This is a genomic window from Candidatus Accumulibacter phosphatis (assembly GCF_000024165.1).
In the GTDB taxonomy this organism is placed as follows: domain Bacteria; phylum Pseudomonadota; class Gammaproteobacteria; order Burkholderiales; family Rhodocyclaceae; genus Accumulibacter; species Accumulibacter phosphatis.
Map to the genome: position 1 here is coordinate 2,782,493 of NC_013194.1, position 25,263 is coordinate 2,807,755.

A 25,263-nucleotide genomic window follows, 5' to 3' on the forward strand; every position below is an offset into this window, starting at 1 on the left:
AGCCAGCGTGTCGCGCGTTGTCGGAAGTACCGTCGTGGTCGTGTGGACAAGACTGGAGGCCCTGTGGCGTGTCGCGAGCAGGGGGGCTCTTGCTATCGTCGGCGCCACGATCCTGCAGACCGCTGTGGGCCTCTCAGGCGTTGGCGAGGTATCTGCCGGCGACCGCGACGTGCCGCCGCTGACCACCTATCCAAGTCAGGTCTTCACGACGGAAAAGCCCGGGCAGCTGGGCCTGTATGTCGAAGGTGAGGACTGGCATCTGCTGGCCGACATGCCTGGATTTGAGCACCAAGAACTCCCGTTTTCAGGGCCGTCGCAGTTCTTCTTCATGGGGAACGACACTTCCGGAACAACGGCCACCGTTTTCGCGGAGCGGATAGACGGTGCCAACAGTGAGGAGTCTTGTCGAAGGTATTACGCGCGAGGTGTCCAGGAGGGGCGCGATCGGACGGCGAGCTTTGTTGGTGACAAAGGCAAAGTGGGCGAGGTGGCCGAAGTCGAAGCGCGCGGAAAGACGCTTCTGATGTACGACTGGTCGATCTCCGAGTTCGGGCCCCAAAAGGTCCAGTTTTGGCGAAGGACCATATACTGGTATCCCTACTACCGTGGTTTCTGCTTTGACTTCCATTTCAGCGTCTCCAGCACCGCAGCCCAGGAAGATGTGCTGAAGGTCTTCGACTCGGTCACGTACGGTCCACGCAGGCCTTCGGCAGACATCGATCGCCTGTTCTACTTTTTTGACCGATTGCGGATTCGCCTCAGTATCCCGATTGATTGGCGGTACACGTATCGGCGGCCGCCACCAGGCCCTGCCGGCGGGATCGAGTTGCGCTCCGGTAAGGGGCAGGCCTTCTCGTTCCTGGTGTTCCCCTTGGGGAGGACGCGCTCTGCCGCGCTGTCCGATCAGCCTGAAGGCGTGGCAGAGGCGGCGCGACGCTCTTACGAGGAGCGAGGCGCTACCGTGTCGTCGCTGCAGACTCAATGCGCTGCGGGTACCTGCGTCTACTACTACGATCTCACCGTTCGCGCGGACGATAGCGCCTATGCCCACGATTTTCGCTACAACGCCGTTCAGTATCACCGTCAAGGATGGGCGAAGTTCGGCGAAATGGTAATGGGACTTTCGTTGTTGTACGGGGATAGCGGCAAGGACGCTGCAGACCACGTCACCGCGGCATTCAGTCGAGCGAAGGTCCTCGATCTGGGCGCAGCCCGTCGGCCCGCCGCGCAGGGTGACCGCCCACCGACGGAGTGATTGCACGCGGGAGCGGACCGCTGAAGACACTGTAGACGGTTCTCCTGGCTTTCTACGAGCGCGGTCCAGAAAGACTGCGCAGACATCCCCGGATTCCACAGGTGCTGTCTGTTTCGCCCGCACAGGGAGGCCCGTCTGGTTTTTCGCATTCGTCGTCAGATGGAGATCGCCCGTGATCGACTGCCAAGTGGGGCCACTCGACCTCGGCGCGCCTATGCGCGCCTATGCGCGCCAGCGCACCGGCTGCCTGGGCCGGTTTGCGCAGCCTCATCGCCAACGGTGCCGTGCCGGCTTCAGTCAGTCCTCCCGGGTTTGTGTCTGCAAGTCAGCCCGGTTCCGTCCGCGCAGTAGCGATGGCCCGATCCACCCACGCCGAAGATTGCTGCCGGAAGCTGATCAAATCCGGGGGATTGCCCGCCTTGACGTGGGTGGTTCCGGTAAGCCACGACGAAGACATCATCATGAACTATCTGAACCATTCGAAGCTGATTGCCCCAACACTGACGACGCTCGCTTTAAGCGCCTGCTTCACACTGCCTGCGGGCCTGGCCGGGCCGCAGGGCGCGACTGGGTACACCGGGGCAACCGGCAATACCGGCGCGACCGGCGACACCGGAGGCGGTGGCGACACCGGTGCCACCGGCAGTACCAGAGCAACGGGTGATACGGGGCCGCCGGCAGCGCCGGGGCACGGGGCAACTACAGACGGCGCGATCGACAGGAAGGACGATGGCCAGAGAATCAGAGGGTTCCGCAGATCGCCGGCCCGGGGCTGGCGATTGATTCGACTGCGCTTGCCCAGGGTTGATTCCTGGAGTAGATCATGAGCCATCCCCCACCAACGTTCGAGGCGCAGATGCTCCCACGGCCTTGTCGCCTTTCCCTTCGCAGTGGCCTGCTGGCCTTGGTCATCGCCTTGCCATGCGCTCCGCTGCTGGCCGGGACGGCGGGCGACGTAACGCGAGCCAACACCACCAGCGCCCCGCAAGAACAGCTTACCTGGATGAGCGGGGGCATCGGCGACCAGGCGCTCGAAGACATGCGCCAGCTTGCGGCAGCCTACAACGTTCGTGGCGAAGGCCAGTTGAGTCGTAGACAGCATCCGTCTTCACTCTGCTCGACAACGACCAGCTGCTCGTTCGCGTAACGGCGCCGGCATCCGTGGCTGACCAAGGGACGCCGTGGCGCCTGCACGGCCGTCAGGGTTTGTGGTGGGCCGTTCTTCGTCGTTCCTGGGCGGATTCCACAGTAGAATCCTGGTGTTTCGCAAGGGCCATGGCCGGCTGGCCGCCGACCCCACACTTGACGCTGTACTCACGGAAGGACGCCGATCGATTTCGGCGAACCCATTCTCGACCATGGTTCATTTTGACGTTCACTTGTGGCAGCGCTTTCGGGCGATGGCGGTACCCTACTGGTTCGGCGAGGAAAAATGGATCGCCAGAGGGCTGCTCGCCTTGCTGGTCATGTTGTTGCTGGGGCAGACCGGATTCGACGTCCTCTTCAATCAGTTGACCGGAGAATTCACCTCTGCACTGGCGGCAAGAGATGCCGAGAGGTTCTGGAGCGCGATCAAGAAGTGCCTCGCCATCCTGGTTGTTGCCGTGCCGATCTATGCCTTCTACTACTACGTACGTGACAAGCTCGGTCTCCACTGGCGGCGCTGGTTGACGCGGCGTCTTCTCGGTAGCTATTTCAGCAATCGGGCGTACTACCGACTGAACGCAAGTGCCGAGATCGACAACCCGGATCAGCGGATCGCCGAAGATATCAGAACCTTCACCGAGCAGTCCCTGCACTTTCTGTTGGTAACAGCGGGTGCATTGCTGCAGCTTGTCGCGTTCTGCGGCGTTCTCTGGTCCATTTCCCGGGAAATGGTCGGCTTTCTGGTCGTTTATGCGATTTTCGGCACGGCGGTAACGCTACTGGTGTTCGGCCAGGTGCTGATTGGCCTCAACTTCTATCAGCTCAAACGCGAAGCCGACTTCCGCTTCAGCCTGGTACGGATTCGCGAGAATGCCGAGGCCATAGCCTTCTATCGCGGCGAGACACAGGAGTTGCGACAGGTCGGTCGGCATTTCGACGAGGTATTCAGGAACTTCGGCAGACTTATCAGGGCGCAATTGAATCTGAACCTTTTCCAGTATGCTTACCGATTCGTCACCATCATCCTGCCCAGCGCGATCATTGCCGGGCGGGTGATTTCGGGGGAGCTCGAGGTTGGCCGGGCGATCCAGGCAACCGGCGCCTTTGCGGCGATCCTGACGGCGCTGACGGTGATTGTCGACAACTTCGAAGAGTTCAGCAAGTTTGCCGCCGGGATCGATCGTCTGCATGGCTTCGCGGGCTTCGTCACCGGCAAGGAGACCGATCGGTCGGGCGCAGAGGATGGCATTGCCGTCGTCCAGGATTCGCGCTTGGCCATTGAAAGCCTTACCCTCGAAACCCCAAACCATGCGCGAACGCTGATCAAGGATCTTTCGCTGACGATCGATCCGGGCCAGGGCGTGTTGATCGTCGGCGCCAGCGGTTGCGGAAAGAGTTCATTGCTGCGCGCGATCGCCGGTCTGTGGCGCTCGGGCAGTGGCCGCATCATTCAGCCAGAGGCCAGCGAAATGCTGTTCCTGCCGCAAAGACCCTACATGCTGCTGGGTACCCTGCGCAGCCAGTTGCTGTATCCGCTACCGGAGCAGGCGATAGCTGACGCGGAACTGCTGCGCGTGCTGGAGAAGGTCAACCTCCCTGACCTTGCCGCCCGCTTCAATGGCCTGGATGCCGAACTGGATTGGGCCAAGGTATTGTCGGTCGGTGAACAGCAACGCGTCGCCTTGGCCCGAGTGCTGCTTTCCGCACCCCGTTACGCCATTCTCGACGAAGCGACCAGCGCCCTCGATATCACCAACGAAGACAGCGTCTATCGTCAGTTGGCGGCCAGCGAAACGACCATGATCAGCGTCGGCCATCGTCCCGCGATCCTTAAGTATCATCAGCACGTCCTGGAGCTGACAGGCGATGGCGGATGGCAGTTGTATGCGGCGAGCGATTACTGCTTTGACCGGGAAGCGCCCGCCAAGGCGACCTGACGCTTCCCGCGCGGATCGGCCGTTCCAGGTGTGTTCGGGGTAGGACCCGAAGGAACAGCGACGGGCGCCACAGGCTGATCGGCGGCTGCCACCAGATTGCCGCCCTCGTCGGCTTGCTCGCGCATGGTCCTGAACTGGCGCGAGCACCCCGTCCGGATCGCGCGAAGATGCGGCGGACGCGACGGCGAGCTGTCGGTGGCGTACTCGAGCAACGGCACCTTGGCACAGCTCGATCCGCTTGCACGACAGATTTCCGGAACCTGACCACTGCCCCCGGCTGGCGGCAAGAGTGCATGCGCGGTGCATAGTGGCCACCTCGGCGTCATCGACTGAAACCGGTCTGGTGGGCGAACGCATGCAGCACCGGCCACTTTGCCTCGGCCTTGCAACACGTTCAGCTGTGGCAGCGCGGCGGTCGACCCGCTCAATCAGGTCGCTCCCACGGCGGCACGGGGAGAAACAGCGCTTCCAGTTCGTCGAGAACGACGCGGACCTTCGCCAGGCGGACCCGGCTCGGGGTGTAGCAGGCGTAGACATGGCGCCCGAAGCTGCTCAGCGGCTCGTAGTCGTCAAGCACCGCGTGCAGTCTCCCGTCGGCCAGGTACGAACGGCAGAGATAGGTCGGCAGGATCGCCATTCCGTGACCAGCGAGGAGCGCGTCCAGAATGCAGTCGACGTTGTTGATCCGAAACCTGCTGCTGACCGGGACGGCGGTTTCCTCTCCTTGGCGATCGAGCAGCCGCCACCTCCCGTTGCCGTAGGGATGCGGGAAGTCGAAACACTGGTGACTGGACAGTTCAGCGGGTGTTGCCGGGCGACCGTGCGTGTCGAGGTAGGCGGGTGCGGCGCAGATCAGGCGCTTGACGAGGGTCAGGGGGCGCGCCACCGCATCTTCTGGCGGTGTTTTGGTCAGGCGCAAGGCAAGGTCGATCCGGTCATCGATCAGGTCGACCAGGTCGTCGCTCAACAGCAGTTCACACTCGAGCTGTGGATAACGTTCGGCCAGACGCGGCAGCAGCGGCGCAATATACAATCGTCCGAAAGTCAGCGAGGCGCTGATGCGCAGGACGCCGCATGGCACCTCGGTACTGATCCGGACCGCCAGATCGGCACCGTCGACGACTGCCAGCGCGCGCAGGGCGTGCTGGTAGAAGATTTCGCCCGCGGGTGTCAGGCGGAGCTTGCGCGTGGTCCTCTCGAAGAGCCGGACGCCAAAAGCTTTTTCGAGTTCGCCGACCTGCTTGCTGATCTGTGCCCGCGTACAGTCGAGACGGCGCGCCGCAGCAGCCATGCTGCCGATTTCGACAACCCGGACAAAGCTTGTCCAGCTGCTCAACCAAGCCATTTGTCAATCATTCGTTGACGTCAAAGCCCGATTCTACTGCTATTCGTCGTCCCGGCTTCGACCTATAGTTCGCCCGAATCAGAGCCAATTCCGGCCTGGTCAATTCCTCTACAGGCACCTCCCATGCTGCGTTCGCTCAACCGCCCCGGCGTCATGGCCATCACCCTGGCTGCGGCCGGCATCCTGATGGTGACGATGGGAACGCGCCAGTCCTTCGGCCTGCTCATCGCGCCGATCAACGACACCAGCGGACTGGGGATTGCCACCATCAGCCTGGCTCTCGCCATTGGCCAGTTCGCCTGGGGTGCGGTTCAGCCGGTGGCCGGCGCGCTGGCTGACCGCTTCGGGCCGCGCACCGTACTCACCGGCGGCATCATCACACTGGCGGCGGGTTGCGCGATCACCCCATATGCCACTTCCGGATTTGGCCTGGTGGTGTCGCTCGGCCTCCTGGCGGCGATCGGTGCAGGTGCCGGGAGTTTTTCCGTGCTGATCGGCGCCGCCGCGCAGCGCCTGCCACTGGAAGCGCGCGGCGCGGCGTCGGGAGTGATCAATGCCGGCGGTTCCTTTGGGCAGTTCGTCTTTGCGCCGATTCTCCAGAAGGCGATCCAGGCGCTCGGCTGGATGGGCGCGATGTGGGTTCTGGCGGCGATGACCCTGGCGGCGCTGCCACTGGTGCGGCGGGTCGCCAGCCCGTTAGCGGTGACGCCAGCCCCTGCTGGCGAGCAGGCGGACAAGGGGTTGCCGGCGGCCTTGCGCGAGGCGTTCGGCGACCGCAGCTACCTGTTGCTGCATGCCGGCTTCTTCACCTGCGGCTTTCACATCGCGTTCCTGGTCACCCACCTGCCGGGCGAGGTCAATCTGTGCGGACTACCTCCCGAGGTCGCCAGTTGGTCGCTGGCGATCATCGGACTGGCCAACATCCTCGGCAGTCTCTACGCGGGTGCCTGCATCTCCCGCTATCGCAGCAAGTACGTGCTGGCGCTCATGTATGGCTCGCGCGCCCTGCTCGTAGCCGTCTATCTGATGGCGCCGCGTACGGCGCTGACTTTCTATGTCTTCGCCGCTGGCCTCGGTTTCACCTGGCTGGCGACCGTCCCACCGACGGCAGCCATCGTCGGCAAGTTGTTCGGGGTTCGCTACCTGGCCACGCTGTTCGGCATGACCCTGCTGTCGCACCAGATCGGTGGCTTCCTCGGCGCCTGGCTGGGCGGGCTGGTCATCGTCCGTTTCGGCGACTTCGGCTGGATGTGGTACGCCGACATGGCGCTGGCCGTCGCCGCCGCGCTGGTCAACCTGCCGATCCGCGAAGCACCCGTGACCAGGGCCCTTGCACCAGCCTGACAGGGGCTTCGAGAAGCGTCTTCTTTCCAACTCGGGATCGCCGACCATGAGCAAACTGCGCAACGAGATCACCATCGAACGTCTCAACCAGCAAGGCATCGAGTACCTGCCCGGCTACCTCGGCATCGTCATCCTGTCGCTGGAACCGAACACGCTCAGCAGCCGGATGCCGATCCACAAGCTGCACGTGGCCCCCAACGAATTCCTGCACGCGGCCAGCGTCGTTGCGCTTGCCGATACGAGCTGCGGATACGCAACCATCGCGCACCTGCCGGAAGGCGCACAGTCCTTCACGACGATCGAACTGAAAAGCAACCATCTCGGCACCGTCAGGGAGGGTAGCGTCGCTTGCACGGCGACCGCCCAACATCTCGGACGCAACACGCAGGTCTGGGATGCGGTGGTGACCGACGAGGCGAGCGGACGCAAGCTGGCCCTGTTTCGCTGCACGCAGATGATCCTCTGGCCCAAGGCCGAACACCGATAGCCCCAGCGACCCCGCTAAGCTGCCGGCACCTGCCGGCACCTGGCGGCGGGCCGACTCACCTCGATATGATGCTTCGTCGGGTGAGCAACAGCGCACCGGCTGTTGCATCGAATCTGTTCCGCTTGCGTCAGCAGCGTCGAGCCCGCTCAGTAGAGCGCGTGGTAGATGCCCGGGGAATAGTTGTCGGTAGGGCCATCCGCCGTCGCATTCAAAGCCGACAGGCGAGGATGTCCGTAAGCTCCGCGTCGGTGAGGACAATCGGGTTGGTCTTCATGCTGCCTCCCCGGCTGGCCGCGACGATGCGCGGCAGATCGCTCTCGCCGATGCCGTACGCGGCGAGCCGCGGCAGCGCGAGTTCCACTTCCCAGCGGCGCAGGCTGTCGACGAGGAAGGCGCGCGCCTCAGAGCCGCTCAGGCCCTTCTGCATCGCGAAGCGGCGCCCGATCTCGCCGTATTTCGGCAGCGCCGGATGGTCGGGTGCGCGTGCTTCAAGCGCCGCGATGTTGCTTGCCGTGGCTGCCGCTACCAGGGTGCCGCAGACGACGCCATGCGGAATCGGGAAGAAGGCGCCGAGTGGCGAGGCGAGACCATGCACCGCACCGAGCCCGGTCTGTGCCAGGCAGATACCCGACACCAGCGAGGCATAGGCCATCGGCGCGCGCGCCGCGGCCGACTGCTGGCGATGCAGCGCCGGCAGGGCGTCGCGCGCGGCCATGATCCCGGAGCGGGCGAGGGCGTCGGTCAGTGGGTTGGCGCGCGTGGACACGAAGGACTCGAGGATCTGCGTAAAGGCGTCCAGGCCGTCGGCGGCGATCAGCGCCGGCGGGCAGGTGGCGAGCAGATCCGGATCGACGATCGCCCATTCGGCGACCAACCGGTCATCGCGGAAGGATTTCTTGAAGCCGCCGGGAGCCGTCAGCACCGCGTTCTTCGTCGCCTCCGAACCGGTCCCGGCGGTGGTCGGCACGGCGATGAACGGCGTTGACGGTCCGCGATAGGGCAGTTCCGGACCGACGCCCTCGAGGTGGTCCATCACCGAGTTGCCGGGCCGCAGCAGGCCGGCGATGGCCTTCGCCGCATCGAGCGCGCTGCCGCCGCCGATGCCGACTACCGCGTCGAACGGCGTTCCGCGCAGCGCGGCGACCGTCGCATCGACGAACTCCGGCGACGGCTCACCCGACACCCTGACCTGCTCCCACGCCAGGCCGCGCTGGCGAAGCTGCGCGAACAAGCGCGTTCCCGCTTCCGACTCGGCGAACGAGCGCAGGCCGGTGACGATGAGGAGATGGTTGCCGTAGCCGGCAGCGATCTCCGGCAGTTTTTCCAGCGCGCCGCTGCCGAATTCGATGCGCGGCAGGCGGGCGATCGAGAAGGGAAAGAAATTGCCGCTCATGCGGGAAATAGTCCATTCATCGGCTCGCCGCGGCGTGGCTCGGCCATCATGTCGGCGACCGCCGTACGCCAGGCGAGATAGTGCGCGGTCTCCTTGTGCGCGGCGGCGTCGGCGGCCGACGCGTAGGCCTCGTAGAGGATCAAGCGCGTCGGGTCGTCGGGCGCCTGCAGGACATCGAAGCGACGGTTGCCCGCTTCGCTGACCGAGGCCTCGTGGTTCGCGCGCGTTGCCGCGATGAAGGCGTCGAGATGCTCCGGCCGGACCCGGACATGGACGAGCGTGACATGCATGGTGGTCTCCCGTGAGTTGTCCGGAGAATTCTACACTCCGCATGCTGGCTGTACGCGCGCAATGACGGTTGCCCCGACCGGGATGGCCGGCGCCGTTGCCGCGATGCACGCCATGTGCCTGAGCGTCAGGCGGGCTTCATCGACCCTGTAGATCGGGCAGCGTCACCTGCAGCAGGAGGACACGGTCATTGTAGGTGTCGACCACCCAGAGATGAGGCGCGCGTGCCACGACCGCCTCCGGCTTCCTGAAGGCGTTCGCGCCACGCCCCGGTTGGCTGGTGCCGAGGACGCCGAGCAGGCGATGCCGGTGGTCGAGGAGAAGGATGCGATGGTTGTACTCGTCGGCGAGCCAGATGCGGCCCGCGTCGAGCGAAAGGTACTTGGGCCCGTTGAGCTTCAATTCGGGCCCGAAGCTGCTGCGGTGTGCCAGGCTGCTATCGAATACCTGAACACGATTGTTACCGGAATCGACAACGTAGATCGTGCCATCGGCCCCAACATCGATGTCGTGGGGATGCGAGAACTCGCCATCGCGCGAACCCTGCTGGCCGACGCTGGCCACCAGCTTGTCGCCGCGGAAAACGCTGACGCTGCCCGAGCGCACATTGGTGGCGAGCACGCGCCCATCCCCGGTCACCGCCACACCCTCGGGCGCAGCCAGCCCCTTGAGTTCGCCGACGAGTCGGGCAGACGCCCCATTCACCTCGTAGATGGCAATCCGGTCGTTGCCCGTGTCGGCGACGAGCAGGCGCCCGCGCGCGTCGAACTCCGCATCGTGCGGGTAGGACAGCTCGCCCGCACCGAACGTACCGAGGGTCTTCAGCGTCATCGCATCGAGGGCGACGATCCGGCTGTTGGCCATGTCGGTGACGTACAGCAGCCTGCCGTCCGGCGACAGCGCGGCATCGTGCGGTTGTGCCAGCCCGGCAGCCTGCTCCGCGATTAGCGTGCCGTGCAGAAGCGGTTGCGCCTGGCCAATGGGCAGGAAGAGCAGTGTGGCGACAAAGAGGAGGAAGCGCATCATGATCACCTCGACTGGAGCAGTTTCGCTGACGGCGCCCGGCTCGGGTGGACGGTCTTCTGTCGGCTGCCGCACCGTCTCGGCTTGGGCACGTTCTGTTCGATGCCGGTACGAGGGCAAGGTTCAACTGAGCGCGCGAACACGCTATCGGTCCAGGCGATTTTCGATAATCAGGAACCATGGCCTTGGACTCGAATACTGCAAGTGGCCATCCGGGGATAAAGTCAAAACAGTCCTGGAAACGGAATTGCGGACATTGCCGCCGATGGCTTGCAAGGTTCGGCCGTCGGTTTCCACGACGATGTCGCAATGCGCCCCGGAGTTGACTGAGTCCGGGAGTTTCTCCATCACTTCCTGAGGCTCGACTCTGCTGCGGGTGGCGCAGATCAAATCCCCGAGTGTGGGTTTGTATTGCTGAATGGTATGGGGTATCAAGGCCGCGAACGGATCCTGTGCGTTGGCGAGAAAATGGTTAAGGTAATTCCGGTGGGCGCTGCTCGGTGGGAACACGTCTGTCGGCACACCAGCCACCCGCATGATCCAACTGATGAAGGCAGCGGACCACGGCTCCCTGCAGTCGTAACCTGTTAGCCGGTACTTGCCAACGGCGCGCCAGTACTGGTTGATCCGGTCGCTGTGCTCATGATCGTCATCTTCCCAAACTCCCACATGGGGAATGCTCTCCTCATCGCCATCGATGACCACTGTCTGCCGGTCGAAGTAGAGCCATTCTGCATTCGCGGCCTCGACGATCCTGGATTTCCAGTAACCGAGCGGCGGTGATTCCGAACTGTCGGCCGGGGGTGCGATTTCCTGCGCCTGCGGCGGTTCTTCGGGTTGCACAGCTATCTTCGGTGCCGATTCACAAGCGGCCAAGGCGAGAACCAACACGATGGACAGAGGTTTCATCGGCACCATGGAAGCCTGGATACTGGAGCGTGGATTATAAGCTTGTCAGCACGGCGTAACGTCGTCGATGAATTTCCAGCGGCGACAGAAGCGCCCCTGCGGGCCCGCTTCGGTGGGCGAGGAGACAGATGCAACTCAAGTCTTCGGGGCGAAAAAATATCGCTGGGCCGGTAAAGCCCGTATGCATCCACCACGATTGATTGGTTTCGGTAGGGGGCGCATTGGGTACGTCCGCAGGCATTTCCGTACCGCTGTGCTCGATGACTCGACACGTGCCGTCCAGCGGCAGCCTATCCAGCAGTTCGCCGAACTGGCCAGGGCCGTTCGCTACGCGCCATAGCCCAAGTCCCCACACGGTGCCGTCGACCGATCGTCCATGGGGGAGCGTCATGTTCGGTGCATGCGTCGTCCGCCAGGTCATGAGCCAGGGCAACAGGAGTTCTGCATTGGCCGCGAAACCGGCATGGCCTATCATCCCCGCACGCGCATTCGCATCGTGCGGCAAGTTGGGCGTGCTTTCCGGGAAGGCAACGTCGTTACCGGCAAGGAGCCAGGCTTCGCGGTCCGGCCCGGGAGGAAGCGCGATCGGCGCCTCACCCCACGGAGCTGGCAGGAGACCAGTCATCCGTTGCCCAAGTTTCGCCCACGACTCGCCACTGACCGCTTCGACGGCCTCCGCCAGCAAGCGGTAGCCGAGATCCGAATAACAGGCAGGAAATTGGCCGAATTCGGCGACTGGCCTCACCAGGAGAGGGTGTTGATTCCAGGGAAGCGGGGCGGTGAGCTGCTGAGCCAGCGGAAGCCCGTTGTAGGGAAGCCATGGCGGTAAACCCGCCGTGTGCGAAAGCAGGTGGCGTGCCGTCAAGGGCCACGTCTGTTTGCGAAAGCCGGACAGGAGGGGGAGATCGCTCAAGTCACGGTCCAGGTCCAGATACGTGAGAGCCAGCGGCGTCGTAACGAGCGGTTTGGTCAGTGAGGCGAGATCGAACAACATGAATCATTTCTCCTGGCTCTTGCAGGTACATTCGGCCACGAGCAGCTCTGGGCGGTATTCGAAATGGATGGTGTCGAAGTGAAACCATTTTCCGCCCCAGATAAAGCCGTTGGCTTCGAAAATGGTCACGATGTCCCGCAACGCTCGATCTTGCAGAACACGTTCCGGGTAAGCACAGGATTTTTCGGATAAGCACCCTGCCCAGCGCCAATAGTGGCCCAGCCCGTGCGGGAGCCTGAAATCAATCGCGATACCAAAGCTGTGGCTGCTTGTCCGTTTCGTCCCTTGTATGGTGCGCCAGTTAAGTGTTCCCACCGGGCTGGAGACGAGATGTCGAAGCTCGGGACGAGCGGCGATGGCCTCGCCGACGCGGATGAGCGCTTGGTCCGCGCCGGCGATTCGGCTGAATGGGAGGGATTGGCCTGACGGGGCCCAGATCACCTGAACGATATTCCGCTGGACGGCAAGTTTATCCTCACCGTAAAGACGCTTGAAGAACGGCTCATGCCGCATGCGTCCCGGATCTTCGTTGAGTCGCGGCTGATCGACCGGAAAGCCCGGCGAGTAACATTGACTCATCTGATCATGCAAATCAGCGTGGTCAAGCCGGTCCTCGAGGTTACCCTGGCTCCCCGAGCCGTAAGGCAGGCGATGACCATCCGCCAAGACTAGGTTGTCTCCGTCCTTTTCAAGCAGGAATCCCGGGTAGGCTTTCAGCAGGCAATCGATGCCCAGTTGCGAATCTGAATAGGCTCCTGAGGATAGGGTGAGCAGCATAGGCACGATGCTCAAGAGTCGTATAACTGGTACGGGCTTCTTGTCTGTCATCTCTGATCATCGAGTTATTCCGAGCCTGCACTTCTTCCGCGGTTGCTCGTCTGGCTGGCCGCTCCAGACCCTAAGCGGCCATCTAGTTTTCGTGGTCTGCTGACCGCAACCGACCCCAACCAGACGTATAGGGCTCTGACCTTCCAAGGGCGAGTTACTGAGCGGAGCAGCCACCCTGAGCAATTCACCGCCGACCGCACGTCGGCCAAAACCGACCTTGGGCCAGCGGTTAGAATCCGACAGCAATGTGGCGATTAGCTGCAGAGCCTCGCCACTCGTGATGCATAAAGTAACGCACTGATTCTGCGTACGTTTAAAGCAATTCCGGCTAATCTCGATCATCTAAACCGCGTCCGCCACAATCTGCGCCTCCGATTCGGCCAGCGAGGCGACCTCGAACTCAGCGAGGAAAGACACAATAGTTGTCGACAAGTCCCATAGTTGAAGAATTAGGCGTCATATGCTATCCGAGTGGCTAGGCCCTGATCGTTCACTGGGTTCGGCATCACCTTGCTAACTCGGCCCCATCCTCAGCATGCTTTTCCAACTCACGATCCACTATGACCGACAGATCGTCACAGGCAATCCGGCATCTATCCAGTTCTTTCGCAGGTACTTCAGAAAAGTGAGCCCGGTCGTTCCGAACGGGAGTAATAGCGCTCACCTTGTCTTCGAGCTCACGCTTGTCACGAAACATGTGCTTGAAATGTGACCAACCCTGTCCATGGATCATTAGGTCTTTGAGGTGCCCAAAATACATACATGACATCGTGTCACGTTCAACTGCCTCCGGCGAATACTTGTATTTCCTCTTCGATCCTGCCTTTTTACTCTGGATTTCTGTCCATGCCTTATCGCCCAGAACGGTACGCATTACACTCTCTGCTTTCCCACCGTACGCGGCTTCGTATCTATTCTTAATTAGATCCCGCATTGAGAGCTCAGTCGTCTCGATAAGTCTCCATACGTCGTGTGCGGCAGAGGGAACTGCAGCGTCGACATTCAGCCGCTCATAGTAATTCCAAAAGAATTTGTTCCGACGAATTAACCTTCCATTCAACACGTCCGCTATACCCATATACTGAAACTCCTCCACCACCCTCGGCGCAAGAAGCGGCTCTAGTCTTGCATCGCGAAGAATGGGAGCAATCGCAACCAAGGACATCTCCTCATTCTCGCAAAAGTCCTGTGCTACGGCCCGGGCACGAGGGGTGAGAGCTAGTGACCAATTTTCTAGTAATCCTCGATTGTCATGTAATACTGTTGATTCCGCGAGCAGCAAAACTTCTGCCGTAACTTGAGGCGGCGATATACGGGCCAGTTCTTCCAGCATCTTTGCGGCTAAGCCGGCTTGCCCACCTGAACTTTCCCAGATAAAGCGAGCCAGCTCAACTAGCTCCGTATCTGCTCTTTCTGGGAATACCTGCTTGGCGAGGGCCTGAATAGCAGTCTCGGGAAGATTCCTTATGTGCCATGGGATAGCTCTGCTTCCAATCGGCGACGTATCGTCTAGAGAAAACGCATATAGATGCTGAGCGCCGGCGAAAACCATCGCAACAGTGAAGTTCTGTACACCGGATTCGCCAAAAAGCAAAGAAAATAGATTGTCCTGAAATCCTCGCGGAAATCGATCACCGAGGACGCGTTTTGCCTCATCAAGAAGGAAAACAAACCTTGGCTCAATTTCCCCACACTCCGCGCTTACGTTTTGCAAATCACCTATGAAGTCATCTAACAAATCTCCGGTACGATGGGCGCCCGCGTTTGGAGTATTCTCACAAGGGAAACCAGCAATTTGCTTTGCGCAGGATGTTCGGGCGGCACGTACCAATGTTTGGAATAGGTCCGCAGGCCTCGCATCATAATTTAGACGGGTAAGATCAACGTAAACCGGCACTTCGAGTGCCCCCAAGGTTGCAACTTCGCCTGTTACGCGAAGCAATCTGTCTCTTAAGCGAAGCAGGAGAGCTGTTTTCCCAGATTGACGTCCGCCGAATAACAACACCGCATTCGTCTTCCGTGTTGCGCCAAGGAGCCCATCACACATCTCATCCCGTCCGACAAAGAACCCCGAACCAGGGCTTATTCTCAGGCTAGCGGACATTCCCAATCCTCCCACTTTGCAGCCAACGTTGCATTAACCCCATAGTCAACGACGCCTTATTGTCTGAAATTTCAACAATTTGATAACCAATAAGGTGCCTTAAGCTCAAAGTTTTCGGCAACTTTCGAGTGAGCTGGTGCAGCCCTATATCTTTCCCTCTCGAAATTTCTAGACAAACGTCGAGTTCATCCGGATAGTCACGAGAGAACCTTTCCACAATTTCGCTAAAATCTCTTCCAGCGATTTCCAGGTACGCGTCGACCCAGTCGTCAATTTTCGTCACAGTCATTGTGAGCGGCCGTTCGGGATATCGAGCGCACAAATAGCTGCAGAACTGGCGGATGAAGAAGGGATGCCCACCAGTCAGACTGTGTATTCGAAGGGCCACTTCTGTCGAAAACCGGATTCCCATTCCCTTACCCAGCGTCTGAACCATCTGAATTGATTCACCGCTTTTCAGTAGAGGAAGATATATTTCTCGGAAGAAGTTGAAAACCGGATTGTCTTTTCCGGAAAACTGTGCTGCTTCTGCAATGGCTGCATTGGCGCCAGTCACGATAGGAACAAAATCTGAGGACTCCTGTGCGACGCCACGAATGTAACTGACAAAGTCGAAGAATCCTTTAAACCCTTCTTTCCCCGCAGTATTTGGCAATAGTCGCTCGATCTCATCTAACATTACGATAACTTTTGGCCGAGGGCTGAGTGGAGATCGCCGGATTACATCAAGTGTTCGGCTTAGGTCGGAGTCGAACGCGGTAGCGACAGGATATTTGTCTGGGATATCAAGGTAATCATTGTATTCATTCCCTAATCGCCATCGAATACCGCGAAACTCTGGACGAATTGTCGTTCTTTTCACTAACTCACGCCCCAGCTTCCAATACAACCATCTCGTGTCTGTTATGTCAGCGGGAATTCGGAGAAGATCAATGTAAATTGCGATATCTCCCCCCTCGTTAGCTCGCCTCTCTATCTCCTTCAGGAGTGAGGTTTTCCCGACTTTACGCAAACCAAAGATGCCGGCAGCGGTTCCATTCGCAATGGCATCCCGAATCTCCGCGAGCGATCGTTCACGACCAAAGAAGCGTCGACCAGATACTGGGAAGTTTTGAGCAAAAAGATCGCGTCGGTATAGCCAGCGATCCAGCACTTCGCGTAGCAGATCATCGGCTTTTCCCGCTGTCTCGATCTGCGATTGTGTAATCGGCACAATCGCTGGAACCGTTCGCTTCCGGTCTTCCAGTCGCTGAAACATCAGGCGCTCGACCCCTTCAGGTAGCGATGCGACGAGAAGCAGCACCACCTGCTCGTCCACTACGCCACCCGTCCCCCATTCGTGCACGACCTTGTCAATGTCACTAATATCCGCCCTAGCGATACCCGATTTAAATAGACACCGAAGGAGAATATTCCCGGCTACGCCGTAGCCCTCGAGTAAGTCGGCGTTCTTTGGCTCGACTATAAAGTCCGCCCCGACCGTTTTCTGTTCGAATAGGGCCGCTCTAACCGGCTTAAATCCCGCCTTATTAAGAAAATCGTACGCCAGACCACCCCGATAGTGCTGGAGGCGAATGCTCACAATATCCATGACAAGGAGGTCATCACGGGGGAAGGCAGCTTTTCCGTGCCGGCTTGATGCGAACGCCTCTTTAGCCTGGTTGTAGTATTTCCACGCCTCTTCTAAGTCTGCGCGGCCATTGTCTCTCCTCGCATGTATTCTTGCTATTGCCAGGAGAAAGATGCGGTCGCCTCTTTGCGCCGTTTTCTGACTTAATGCTAGGCCGCGGCTCAGCAAGTCCAGTGCCTTCTTAAACTCCCCCATCGAGGCGGCCAGGAGCCCTGCGTCCTCGAACAGCTTTATGTTGTTCGGAAAGACCAGCAAACCTTGTTCGTAGACTCGTATTGCATCCGCCCGACGGTTTCTGTTCTTTTCCATCGATGCATAGCTGGTAATCAGCTGTACCGACGGGGATTGTGCAAGTCCTTTTTCGTACAGTTTAGCAGCCTCGTCCAAGCGCTTGTTGTATCGAGCAAGGATGGCCTGTTCCAAGTAGTTTTCCTTTTGCGGTACTGTCTTTGGAATCTCTTGATAGGCGGTGCTCTGAATAGGTGTATCGAGAGGCGTTACTCGGAATGCTTGCATTCCGCGATCCGTCCCCTGCTTATTGAAGCTAACAGCAGTTCCAACTGGTGGCGGTTGGTCCGGATCGGCCAGCTGGGCAAAATGAAAAAAGATTCGATCGTCGTTATCGTCCGCGATGAAACCGAAACCGCGATCGGATTGGAGTGAGCTTATAGCCCCGTGGAAAATTTCGTCGCTATCTGGATCCAACAACTCAAAATGAACGTCGGCTGCCAACAAACCTCGGGGAACAACTTCCAACTTAAAGATAACGCGATCCCCCCGGGACAATGGCAAACCCGGGATTCGCAATGATCGGCGATGAACAAGAAAGCGCTCTTCCTCGCTGCCTGGCTCATCGGGTTTTATATAGCCGTAACCCATCCGGTCATCATATTGATCAACCGAGCCGCTTAGGTATTCATTCTTCACGTAATCCATCTCCGGATGTAATCGCTCTTCTTACGCCATTCCTATCGCATTATCAGCTTTCTGGTAACGAACCAAGCGTTGTCACTGAATCAGCTGCCGTCCTGGGCAATTTCTCTCTGAAGGGCCGCTTACCGACGGATCGGTGACCGATTAAGCTGGATGACCGGAGTGGCCGACGTGCCGAGGTGGGCCATCCGGCAGCTTCCGGAGCGAATCGGTCATCTGAATGACTGTGCAGTTGCAATACCCAATGGGCGGAAGTGGCCGGTGGCCGACCGACGCCATGCTACACCCACTGACTGCTTTCTGGAGCGTAAGGGCAGGCGACGAAATCAACATCCCCAGCCGACTGACCGGTTTCGGTTGATCGTTCGAGACCGACGTCGGCTTTGGAGAAGAATCTCCACCGTCTGCTCGTGGCCGGTTGCCGAGCGACGCCATCCTACACCCACTGGCCGCTTACCGCTCATCGCTCCACCAAGTCAACGTCAGTCTTGGGCACACTTCTTCACTGGTCTCGTTCTGGCTGATTCCCACCCGCCGTCTGCAGGCCGAGCGAGTAGGGCATGGGACGCGAGCCGTCTCTCCCCGCACTGCTCGCGAAGCACCGCCTCAGAACGCGCCATGACCCCGGGCAAAGGCGATGAGGAGGTAGGCGGATGAAACAATCAGTGTCATGAAGGTCAGCGCCATTCCGGCAATGCGAAGCCTGTAGTCCTCGTGCGTGCGACTCACACCAAAGGCATGCAGGCTTCTGCCGATCAGCAGGCAAAGGCACAGTCCATGTACGAGTGCGGCTGGCGCGTTGCGCAATTCGACGAAGGACAGCAGGATCAAACTGAGCGGTGCATATTCGGCGAAGTTGGAGTGCACACGCATGGCGCGCAGCATTGCCGCGTCGCCAGCGTCGCCGATGGCGATGCGGAGCTTGCGACGCAGGCGCAGGGTGCGGATGCTGAGTGCCACGAAAAGGAGTGCCAGCAAAGCGGCGTAGGTTGGGACGATGGACATGGTGGAGGGCGCCTGACGCGTGGTTATCGGGAAGAAGGCGCGCTGCAGTACCCGGCGGGAGATTCCGGGTAGCCAGGGGCCCGGCGGACGGCGAAGCCGCAGTGGGACTCCTCGTTGAGCAGGGCCTCGCGACTGCTGGCACAGGTTGTAGCGACGATGGCTTTGGCATCGTCCTGGCTGATATGGACACGGGCGATGTACATGCGGTTGGTCCCTGAAGTTGCGCGGAAAATTCTACATTCGGTATGGCGCCTTCAGCTGGCGCATGGAAGTTCCTCGGCAGAGGTTCCGTCACCTCCGCCCGAGCGGGGTTGCTGGTGCCCGGTACGAACGCAGGCGTCAAGCGTCCCGGCTGTCCGGCGATCGTCATGTCAAGCACACACCAGCGGGGTCGCTCCGGCCGGCGCTAATCATGACTCGTGTGTACCTGCTGGGCTCATCCCCTGGCCGGGCAGGCAGCGCAGATCCAGGCAGAAGGGGCCGAGACCCGGAACCGGCCCGCAGCGCAGCTCTTCGTCCGGGTTCGGTGGCAGGACTTCCAGTCTCACCCGCTCGGCACGACGATCGCCGGCTGCCGCCAGATCCTCGGGCAGGCCGGCATAGGCAATAGGGTCGGGACGCCACTCATGCAGCGTCACGACATGGTCCACCGCCTGTCCGGGATGGCGCAGGCGCAGCTGCACCGGCACCTGCGCGCGCAGCCCGGGATGCAGGCCCCAACTTGGGACGAAGCTGCGGTAACGCAGGCCGTACACCCTCAGCGGCCCCTGGCTGTCGTGCTCGTGCCGCATCGGCAGCGTGACCCCCGCCACGACGATCTGCCACGCATCCTCCAGGTCGCCGCCTTCGCCCGGGCGCAGCCGCAGTTCCACACGCGCGGTGCTGGCATCGACGAGGCGGGAGGTGCCACCCTGTTCCGGGCTCGCCGAATCGCCCAGCAGCGGCCAGAACTCGAGAGCACGCCTGATTTCCAGGGTGCAGCCGGGCAGCGGCACTTGCCCCCAGCAACGGAACTCGTCGCGTAGCAGCACCGCCTGGATCGCCTCGCCGAGTTCCACTCCGGCCGCGGCCAGGGCCTGCAGCACCTGATCGAGATCCCGTTCCAGGTAGAAGGGCAGGGCAAAGCGCTCGTGGAGTTCGCGACCCCAATCGATGAGGGGCAGAGTGGAGGAGTCGCGCGCCAGCATCGCCGTCACGGCGCGCAACAGGCAGGCCAGGGCGGTGGCCCTTTCCGGCGTATGCTGCATGCGCAGCGCGCGAAATTCGACCAGGCCCTGCTTGCCCCGCCCGGCGAGGAAGGGATTCCACAGCTTCTCGATGTTCATCTCGGCCCGATGACTGTTGCCGGCCGCATCGCAGAGAAACGGCGCCAAACTGTGCCAGAGCAGTTCCGGCGACAGGTCATGTTCCCGCTCCAGCAGGTCCACGGCGAGGCACAGTTCGTCGAACGCGTCGCCGCCACGCTCATCGGCGCGCACCGACTGGCCGCTGCTGCCGACGAAGTCGTGCGAGTAGAGATAAGACAGCGCCGGATGGCGGTTGAAGAAACGCACCAGACGCGGCAGCAGCCGTGGCTCCAGTAGGAAGGGGCTGGCCGCCGGCGACGGCCCGCCGAGGGTGATCTGGCCACCACCGCCGGAGTCCGCCACGGCGCCGTTGAAGTAGAGCCGGTAGGGGGCAAGGCCCTGTTCGGCGGCTGCAGCGTGGATCTTGCGGCTGCGCAGGAGGAAATCCGCCGCGTCGACGCTCGGTGCGCTATTGATCTCGATGACCGCCGGGTCGGGCGTCACCGTCGTCCACTCGACTGTCGCATCCACCGGCGGTGGATAGCCGGCCAGGATCAGCGTCGCTACCTGGCTGGCCAGCGAAGCTTCCGCGACGCTCTCCAGTACGGCCAGGAACAAGGCGACCCCGGAGAACAGGGGCAACTCGATGCGCGCCGTCGGCCGTCCGTCCACCTCGTGGCAGCCCAGGATGAAGAGGTAGGCGCCGGCCTCCGCGAGTTCGTCATGCAGGCCACTGGCCGGAGTCGCACGGGCATGCACCGAGGCGCGGCGCAGCCGGGGATCGTCGGTATCGGGGAAGGCGGCCGCCGCATCGGAGCGCATCAGCAGGCGCCGTTCTCGGGGGGCGGCCGCGGCCAGTGGTGTGACCAGGAGGCTGCGCGCGGCCAGCTCGGCGGCCAGGGCGGACGCCCAGCCATCGAGATCGAATGCATCGCCGTACCCCGAGGCGGCTGTCGGGTCGCTCAACGACAGGAGCGGGTCGGGAGGCCCGTGCCAGATCGAGGCGCCGTCCCGCCGACGATAAAGGCCAAGATTCCAACGCGGTTGTTCCTCGCCGGGGTATTGCCGTCCGACACTGCGCAGCACTACGCCACCGGCGTGACGCCGACACAGGCCGCCGAGCAGCGCTTCGGCACGGCGTTCCTTGTCACCGCCGAGGGCCTGGCTCAGCCACTCCGGCGAATGGGCGGTCCGGTCGGTGAAGGTCGGTTCCGAGCCAACCCAGATGGTCAGGCCCATCGCGGCGATCTGCGCGTCGTGATGGCGTACGGCCGCCGCGAATCGGTCTTTCGTAGTCATGTTCTTGTACTGCCATAAGGACAGGCGACGATGTTACCGCAGTCGGTAGCGCTCTGCCGTGCTCCAGGCCTCCAGAGTTTGGACAGAGGTGGCGCGATCGTGGCAGGCGTCTGTCGGGCTTGCCTGGTTTCGACCAACGCAGGCAGGCTGGCAGTGGGCGATCACCAGGCCAGCCCCAAAATGGTGTCGGGAATTTTTACAGGGAACTTTTTGACGAAGTGCTAACCCACTTGATAATTTGCATGAACTTTAAGTGGCCCGCGTCTTGCTTGAGGTGAGTAAGAGGCAACGCGTGTTCTTGCTACCGCGTCACCTTGAGAGAGCACTGTCCTGCGATCTGGAGATAGGAGTCCGAGATGATGAAGAAACTGTTGAGTGGTTGCTCTCTGGCGATGGCAGTCATGCTGTCAGCCCCTGCGGCCCAGGCCGTTCCTGTTGACCTGGAACTTATTCTGGCGACGGACACCTCTGGCAGTGTCGACGGCACTGACTTCGCCCTGCGCCGTAGTGGCGTCGAGGCAGCCTTTCGCAGTGCCGCGGTCATTTCCGCGATCGAAGGCGGCGCGATTGGCAGCATCGCCGTGGCCTTGTGGGACTTTGGAACTGGTGTAGGCGTGGCGGTGGACTGGTTCCGAATCAGCAATGCCACGGAAGCCAATGCCTTTGCCGATGCGGTTGCCGCGGCAGGACGCCTGGATGGTGGTGGAGATGGTCAGGCCAACATGCTGCGTCAGGCCCTCATCTCGGTCAACGGGAACGGTTTCGAGGGTACGCGCAAGGTCGTAGACATCAATTCCGAGGGTGTGCAGAGCGGTGAGGGCTGTGTCTTCAATAGTCCCGATTGCGCGGCCGTGCGAGGTGCGCGCGATGCATTCCTCGCGGGCGGCGGTACCGCCGTTAACGCCATCTGGATGAACGACCGCGATTTCTTCGGTCTCGACGCAAGCGATGCGGTCAACGCGTTTGAATACGGTACCACGAGCGTAATCGGCGGCACGGGCGCCTTCCAGGTGTTCGCCGAAACCAATGCGGACTTCGTGTCGGCAATCCAGAACAAGCTCATTCGTGAGATCACCCCGGTACCGGAACCCGCGACCCTGCTCCTTGCCTCGCTGGGTTTGATGGGTGTGGCATTCGCCGGCAGGCGCCGCTCGGCCAAGGCCTAGAAGCAACGCTTTGCCAGTCTGCTGGACAATTCTCCGGGGCCCTTGTGGCCCCGGTTTTTTGCCACGACGTAGGCGCGTCGCCACTTTGCCGCACTGATCCCCGCGCCGATCGGCAAGTCCCGGTGGGTGCGTCTAGTCAGGCAGGAACGCACGCGCAGTCGGTGCGGTGCCTACGCCAAAGGTCTCATTCAGGCGCGTTGCGCCAAAGAGAATGATCTTGAGTTGCTGCACGAAGTTCTCCAGCATCTCACCCTCGAGCAGCGGTTGCTCGGGGGGCAGGTCGAGGATGTCGGTCGCCGCCGCGAGCATGGTCATCACGATCATGCCGCAGACCATCTGCAGACTTGCCGTCGGCAGTTGCGTGTAGAGACCGCGCAGCCGGAAGTCCTGTGCCATTTCATTGGTGAAATGCGTCACCTCGTTGCGAATTGCCATGCGCAGGATGCGGCTGCCCCCGGATCGCTCGCTCGAGATGAACACGAATTGCAGGCGATTGCGCTTCACGTGCTCCTGGTAGACGCCGACCGAACGCCGCAGCATGTCGCGCGGCGCCACGTCCATCTTGCGTGCCTCGCGCAGGAGGCGGCGCAGCGTGATCCCGGCCTCCTCGACCAGAACCAGACCCAGTTCGTCGGTGTTGCGAAAGTGACGATAGAAGGCGTTCGGGACCACGCCGGCTTCACGGGCGATCTCGCGCAATCCAAGGCTGGTGAAACTGCGTCCCCCGCCCATGAGGTTCAGCGCCGCCTGCAGAAGGTTCGCTCGGGTCAGATCCTTGCGCGCGCTGCGCGACAGCGAGTCGGGATTCTCGGGTGCGGCTCTCCCGAGTGGGGTGGCAGTCCTCATGCTGCGTATTTTAGAACACTTGTATCCAGGAATTCGCTTTTCTGAACAGGTCCGTTGCCCTGACGGGTTGCTATTGACCAATTTCCGTAACAACAATACTTCAGTCGCCAGGAGTTTCAGTGTACGATTGTACACAAAACGCCCAAAGTCGAATCGCTGATGCCCTTGGCGGGCAGCGCACAGTCACACCGTTTCCCTTCCGGAAAGGCCGCACCATGCCGAACTACAAAGCTCCGCTGCGCGACATGCGTTTCCTGATCAATGAGGTGCTGGATTACCCGGCGCACTACGCCAGGCTGTCAAGCGGCGGCGAAGCGACGCCCGACATGGTCGAGGCCATACTCGCCGGTGCAGCCACCCTGTGCGAAGAGGTTCTCGCACCCCTGAGTCTTTCCGGCGATCGCGAAGGCTGCCACTTCAAGGACGGCGAAGTCACTACCCCAGCCGGATTCCGGGAGGCCTACCGGAAATTCGTCGAAGGTGGCTGGCAAGGGCTGTCGTTTCCCACCAAGTATGGTGGCCACGGGCTGCCGACCTCGATGAGCGTGTTCAAGACCGAGATGATGGGTGCGGCCAACTGGTCGTTCAACATGTATCCGGGGCTTAGCCTGGGCTGTATCAACACCCTCCTGAAATACGGGACCGAGGCACAGAAGTCGCTTTATCTGCCGGCCCTGGTGAGTGGTGAATGGACCGGCACGATGTGTCTGACCGAGGCGCAGTGCGGCACCGATCTCGGGCAGGTGACCACCCGGGCCGAATCTCGGCCCGACGGCAGCTACGCGATCACCGGCACGAAAATGTTCATTTCGGCGGGCGAGCATGATCTCGCCGCGAACATCGTGCACATCGTCCTCGCCCGCCTGTCCGGGGCGCCGGCAGGAACACGCGGCCTGTCGCTGTTCGTCGTCCCCAAGTTTCTCCCGAATGAAGGGGGTTCGCCTGGCCAGCGCAATGCTGTCAATTGCGGCGCCATCGAGCACAAGATGGGTATTCGCGCCTCGCCGACTGCCGTGTTGAATTTCGATGCGGCGGTCGGCCAGTTGATCTTCGAGCCCAACAAGGGCCTGGAGGCGATGTTTACCTTCATGAATACGGCGCGCCTCGGAATTGCCCTGCAGGGCATCGCGCACGCGGAGGCGTCGTTTCAGGGTGCGCTCGCCTATGCCAGAGAGCGCCGCTCGATGCGCGCCCTCTCCGGGAAGAAGGACCCTGACTCGGTCGCCGATGCCTTGATCTGGCACGCCGATGTGCGGCGCATGCTGCTGACGCAGAAAGCCATTGCCGAGGGTGGCCGGGCGATGATCTATGCGGCTGCGCAGACCGCCGACATCATGTTCAACGCCGTGCTCGAAGAGGATCGCGCCACGCAGGCAGAGTACGATAACCTGCTCGGCTTCTACACACCCATCCTCAAAGGTTTCCTCACCGAACTGGGGCTGGAAGCCGCCAATCTCGGCATGCAGGTCTTTGGCGGTCACGGCTACATTCACGAGCACGGGATGGAGCAGATGGTTCGAGATGCACGCATCGCCACGCTGTACGAAGGCACCACCGGCATTCAGGCGCTCGACCTGCTGGGCCGCAAGGTGTTGATCGGCACCCGGGGAAAGTGTGTGCGCGACTTCACGCGCCTCATGCTGCGCTTTGCCAGGCCGCATCTCTTCGCAGGCGGGTGCATGGGCGCCATGGCGCGCTCCACGGTCAAGCGCGCCATCGAGTGGAACCTGCTCACCTTGCGGATCATGTCGCGGGCGGGCAAGGATCGTGACCTCGTGGGATCGGCAAGCGTCGACTACCTGATGTATTCCGGCTATGTGATGATGGCCTACTTCTGGGCCTTGCAGGCCGACAAGGCGTACAAGTACCTGAGCAGTGGCCAGGGCGCGGAGTCGGCGGCCTTCTATCGCGCCAAGATACAGACGGCAGAGTTCTATTTCGACCGCCTGCTGCCGCGCGCCGACGGCCACCGCCAGGGCGCCCTGGCACCGGCGCGCTCGCTGATGCAGATGGACAACGCGAGCTTCGCGTTCCCCTGACCTGAC

19 protein-coding genes are annotated in these 25,263 nt (G+C 61.3%); 7 read left to right on the forward strand and 12 right to left on the reverse strand.

Features of this window, described 5'->3' with window-relative positions; genetic code table 11:
* Nucleotides 1-7 precede the first annotated feature (7 nt).
* From CAP2UW1_RS12090 to CAP2UW1_RS12100, 3 genes are all read left to right on the forward strand, one after another.
* Entirely contained in the window at nt 8-1,255 is a 1,248-nt protein-coding gene (locus tag CAP2UW1_RS12090; protein WP_015766896.1) for a hypothetical protein, read from the forward strand.
* 823 nt (nt 1,256-2,078) lie between these two features.
* Complete coding sequence (locus CAP2UW1_RS12095; protein WP_015766898.1) at nt 2,079-2,402, forward strand: hypothetical protein; 324 nt, start codon at nt 2,079-2,081, stop codon at nt 2,400-2,402.
* A 211-nt stretch (nt 2,403-2,613) separates the two neighbouring features.
* Nucleotides 2,614-4,338: an ABC transporter ATP-binding protein/permease gene (locus CAP2UW1_RS12100; protein ID WP_015766899.1), complete on the forward strand. Its 1,725-nt coding sequence runs from the start codon at nt 2,614-2,616 to the stop codon at nt 4,336-4,338.
* A gap of 424 nt (nt 4,339-4,762) precedes the next feature.
* On the opposite strand, the gene CAP2UW1_RS12105 is transcribed toward CAP2UW1_RS12100, so the two are convergent.
* The gene (locus CAP2UW1_RS12105; protein ID WP_015766900.1) at nt 4,763-5,683 is read right to left on the reverse strand and encodes a LysR family transcriptional regulator; all 921 of its coding nucleotides are present in this window, start codon (nt 5,681-5,683) and stop codon (nt 4,763-4,765) included.
* 123 nt (nt 5,684-5,806) lie between these two features.
* Here CAP2UW1_RS12105 and CAP2UW1_RS12110 point away from each other — a divergent pair, with 123 nt between their 5' ends.
* Entirely contained in the window at nt 5,807-7,027 is a 1,221-nt protein-coding gene (locus tag CAP2UW1_RS12110; protein ID WP_015766901.1) for an MFS transporter, read from the forward strand.
* Nucleotides 7,028-7,073: 46 nt separating this feature from the next.
* Nucleotides 7,074-7,514: a PaaI family thioesterase gene (locus CAP2UW1_RS12115; protein WP_015766902.1), complete on the forward strand. Its 441-nt coding sequence runs from the start codon at nt 7,074-7,076 to the stop codon at nt 7,512-7,514.
* A 208-nt stretch (nt 7,515-7,722) separates the two neighbouring features.
* On the opposite strand, the gene CAP2UW1_RS12120 is transcribed toward CAP2UW1_RS12115, so the two are convergent.
* From CAP2UW1_RS12120 to CAP2UW1_RS12165, 10 genes are all read right to left on the reverse strand, one after another.
* Entirely contained in the window at nt 7,723-8,907 is a 1,185-nt protein-coding gene (locus tag CAP2UW1_RS12120; protein WP_015766903.1) for an iron-containing alcohol dehydrogenase, read from the reverse strand.
* Complete coding sequence (locus tag CAP2UW1_RS12125; protein WP_015766904.1) at nt 8,904-9,197, reverse strand: antibiotic biosynthesis monooxygenase; 294 nt, start codon at nt 9,195-9,197, stop codon at nt 8,904-8,906. The genes CAP2UW1_RS12120 and CAP2UW1_RS12125 overlap by 4 nt, the downstream gene beginning before the upstream one ends.
* Before the next feature lie 136 nt (nt 9,198-9,333).
* Nucleotides 9,334-10,221, reverse strand: coding sequence for an NHL repeat-containing protein (locus tag CAP2UW1_RS12130; protein ID WP_015766905.1), 888 nt, complete (start codon nt 10,219-10,221; stop codon nt 9,334-9,336).
* Nucleotides 10,222-10,362: 141 nt separating this feature from the next.
* Nucleotides 10,363-11,136 carry a DUF2272 domain-containing protein gene (locus CAP2UW1_RS12135; protein ID WP_015766906.1) on the reverse strand — a complete coding sequence of 258 codons (774 nt, stop codon included), beginning with the start codon at nt 11,134-11,136 and terminating at the stop codon, nt 10,363-10,365.
* 25 nt (nt 11,137-11,161) lie between these two features.
* Nucleotides 11,162-12,121, reverse strand: a complete 960-nt coding sequence (locus tag CAP2UW1_RS12140; RefSeq protein ID WP_015766907.1) for a serine hydrolase domain-containing protein — start codon at nt 12,119-12,121, stop codon at nt 11,162-11,164.
* A 3-nt stretch (nt 12,122-12,124) separates the two neighbouring features.
* A complete protein-coding gene (locus tag CAP2UW1_RS12145; RefSeq protein ID WP_015766908.1) occupies nt 12,125-12,898 on the reverse strand; it encodes a M15 family metallopeptidase in 774 nt (257 codons plus the stop codon).
* Between the two features lie 556 nt (nt 12,899-13,454).
* Nucleotides 13,455-15,053, reverse strand: coding sequence for a hypothetical protein (locus CAP2UW1_RS25580; protein WP_015766909.1), 1,599 nt, complete (start codon nt 15,051-15,053; stop codon nt 13,455-13,457).
* Nucleotides 15,043-17,610, reverse strand: a complete 2,568-nt coding sequence (locus tag CAP2UW1_RS12155; protein WP_015766910.1) for a cold shock domain-containing protein — start codon at nt 17,608-17,610, stop codon at nt 15,043-15,045. Before CAP2UW1_RS12155 ends, CAP2UW1_RS25580 begins: the two co-directional genes overlap by 11 nt.
* A gap of 612 nt (nt 17,611-18,222) precedes the next feature.
* Nucleotides 18,223-18,621 (reverse strand): MAPEG family protein, encoded by a 399-nt coding sequence (locus CAP2UW1_RS12160; protein WP_015766911.1) that lies wholly within the window; start codon nt 18,619-18,621, stop codon nt 18,223-18,225.
* A 410-nt stretch (nt 18,622-19,031) separates the two neighbouring features.
* Nucleotides 19,032-21,206, reverse strand: coding sequence for a transglutaminase family protein (locus CAP2UW1_RS12165; protein ID WP_015766913.1), 2,175 nt, complete (start codon nt 21,204-21,206; stop codon nt 19,032-19,034).
* Nucleotides 21,207-21,562: 356 nt separating this feature from the next.
* On the opposite strand from CAP2UW1_RS12165, the gene CAP2UW1_RS12170 reads away from it, so the two are divergent.
* Nucleotides 21,563-22,372, forward strand: a complete 810-nt coding sequence (locus CAP2UW1_RS12170; protein WP_015766914.1) for a DUF1194 domain-containing protein — start codon at nt 21,563-21,565, stop codon at nt 22,370-22,372.
* Nucleotides 22,373-22,504: 132 nt separating this feature from the next.
* Here CAP2UW1_RS12170 and CAP2UW1_RS12175 read toward each other — a convergent pair whose 3' ends face one another.
* Nucleotides 22,505-23,218 carry a TetR family transcriptional regulator gene (locus CAP2UW1_RS12175; RefSeq protein WP_015766915.1) on the reverse strand — a complete coding sequence of 238 codons (714 nt, stop codon included), beginning with the start codon at nt 23,216-23,218 and terminating at the stop codon, nt 22,505-22,507.
* A 215-nt stretch (nt 23,219-23,433) separates the two neighbouring features.
* Here CAP2UW1_RS12175 and CAP2UW1_RS12180 point away from each other — a divergent pair, with 215 nt between their 5' ends.
* Complete coding sequence (locus tag CAP2UW1_RS12180; RefSeq protein ID WP_015766916.1) at nt 23,434-25,257, forward strand: acyl-CoA dehydrogenase C-terminal domain-containing protein; 1,824 nt, start codon at nt 23,434-23,436, stop codon at nt 25,255-25,257.
* The last annotated feature ends 6 nt before the right edge of the window (nt 25,258-25,263 follow it).

Bases quoted from the DNA above. Each gene is read 5' to 3' on its own strand.
- CAP2UW1_RS12180 (WP_015766916.1), top strand. From the start codon at position 23,434: ATGCCGAACTACAAAGCTCCGCTGCGCGACATGCGTTTCCTGATCAAT.
- CAP2UW1_RS12110 (WP_015766901.1), top strand. From the start codon at position 5,807: ATGCTGCGTTCGCTCAACCGCCCCGGCGTCATGGCCATCACCCTGGCT.
- CAP2UW1_RS12145 (WP_015766908.1), bottom strand. From the start codon at position 12,898: ATGCTGCTCACCCTATCCTCAGGAGCCTATTCAGATTCGCAACTGGGC.
- CAP2UW1_RS12105 (WP_015766900.1), bottom strand. From the start codon at position 5,683: ATGGCTTGGTTGAGCAGCTGGACAAGCTTTGTCCGGGTTGTCGAAATC.
- CAP2UW1_RS12125 (WP_015766904.1), bottom strand. From the start codon at position 9,197: ATGCATGTCACGCTCGTCCATGTCCGGGTCCGGCCGGAGCATCTCGAC.
- CAP2UW1_RS25580 (WP_015766909.1), bottom strand. From the start codon at position 15,053: ATGTCCGCTAGCCTGAGAATAAGCCCTGGTTCGGGGTTCTTTGTCGGA.
- CAP2UW1_RS12175 (WP_015766915.1), bottom strand. From the start codon at position 23,218: ATGAGGACTGCCACCCCACTCGGGAGAGCCGCACCCGAGAATCCCGAC.
- CAP2UW1_RS12160 (WP_015766911.1), bottom strand. From the start codon at position 18,621: ATGTCCATCGTCCCAACCTACGCCGCTTTGCTGGCACTCCTTTTCGTG.
- CAP2UW1_RS12130 (WP_015766905.1), bottom strand. From the start codon at position 10,221: ATGATGCGCTTCCTCCTCTTTGTCGCCACACTGCTCTTCCTGCCCATT.
- CAP2UW1_RS12135 (WP_015766906.1), bottom strand. From the start codon at position 11,136: ATGGTGCCGATGAAACCTCTGTCCATCGTGTTGGTTCTCGCCTTGGCC.
- CAP2UW1_RS12140 (WP_015766907.1), bottom strand. From the start codon at position 12,121: ATGTTGTTCGATCTCGCCTCACTGACCAAACCGCTCGTTACGACGCCG.
- CAP2UW1_RS12165 (WP_015766913.1), bottom strand. From the start codon at position 21,206: ATGACTACGAAAGACCGATTCGCGGCGGCCGTACGCCATCACGACGCG.
- CAP2UW1_RS12100 (WP_015766899.1), top strand. From the start codon at position 2,614: ATGGTTCATTTTGACGTTCACTTGTGGCAGCGCTTTCGGGCGATGGCG.
- CAP2UW1_RS12095 (WP_015766898.1), top strand. From the start codon at position 2,079: ATGAGCCATCCCCCACCAACGTTCGAGGCGCAGATGCTCCCACGGCCT.
- CAP2UW1_RS12115 (WP_015766902.1), top strand. From the start codon at position 7,074: ATGAGCAAACTGCGCAACGAGATCACCATCGAACGTCTCAACCAGCAA.
- CAP2UW1_RS12170 (WP_015766914.1), top strand. From the start codon at position 21,563: ATGATGAAGAAACTGTTGAGTGGTTGCTCTCTGGCGATGGCAGTCATG.
- CAP2UW1_RS12120 (WP_015766903.1), bottom strand. From the start codon at position 8,907: ATGAGCGGCAATTTCTTTCCCTTCTCGATCGCCCGCCTGCCGCGCATC.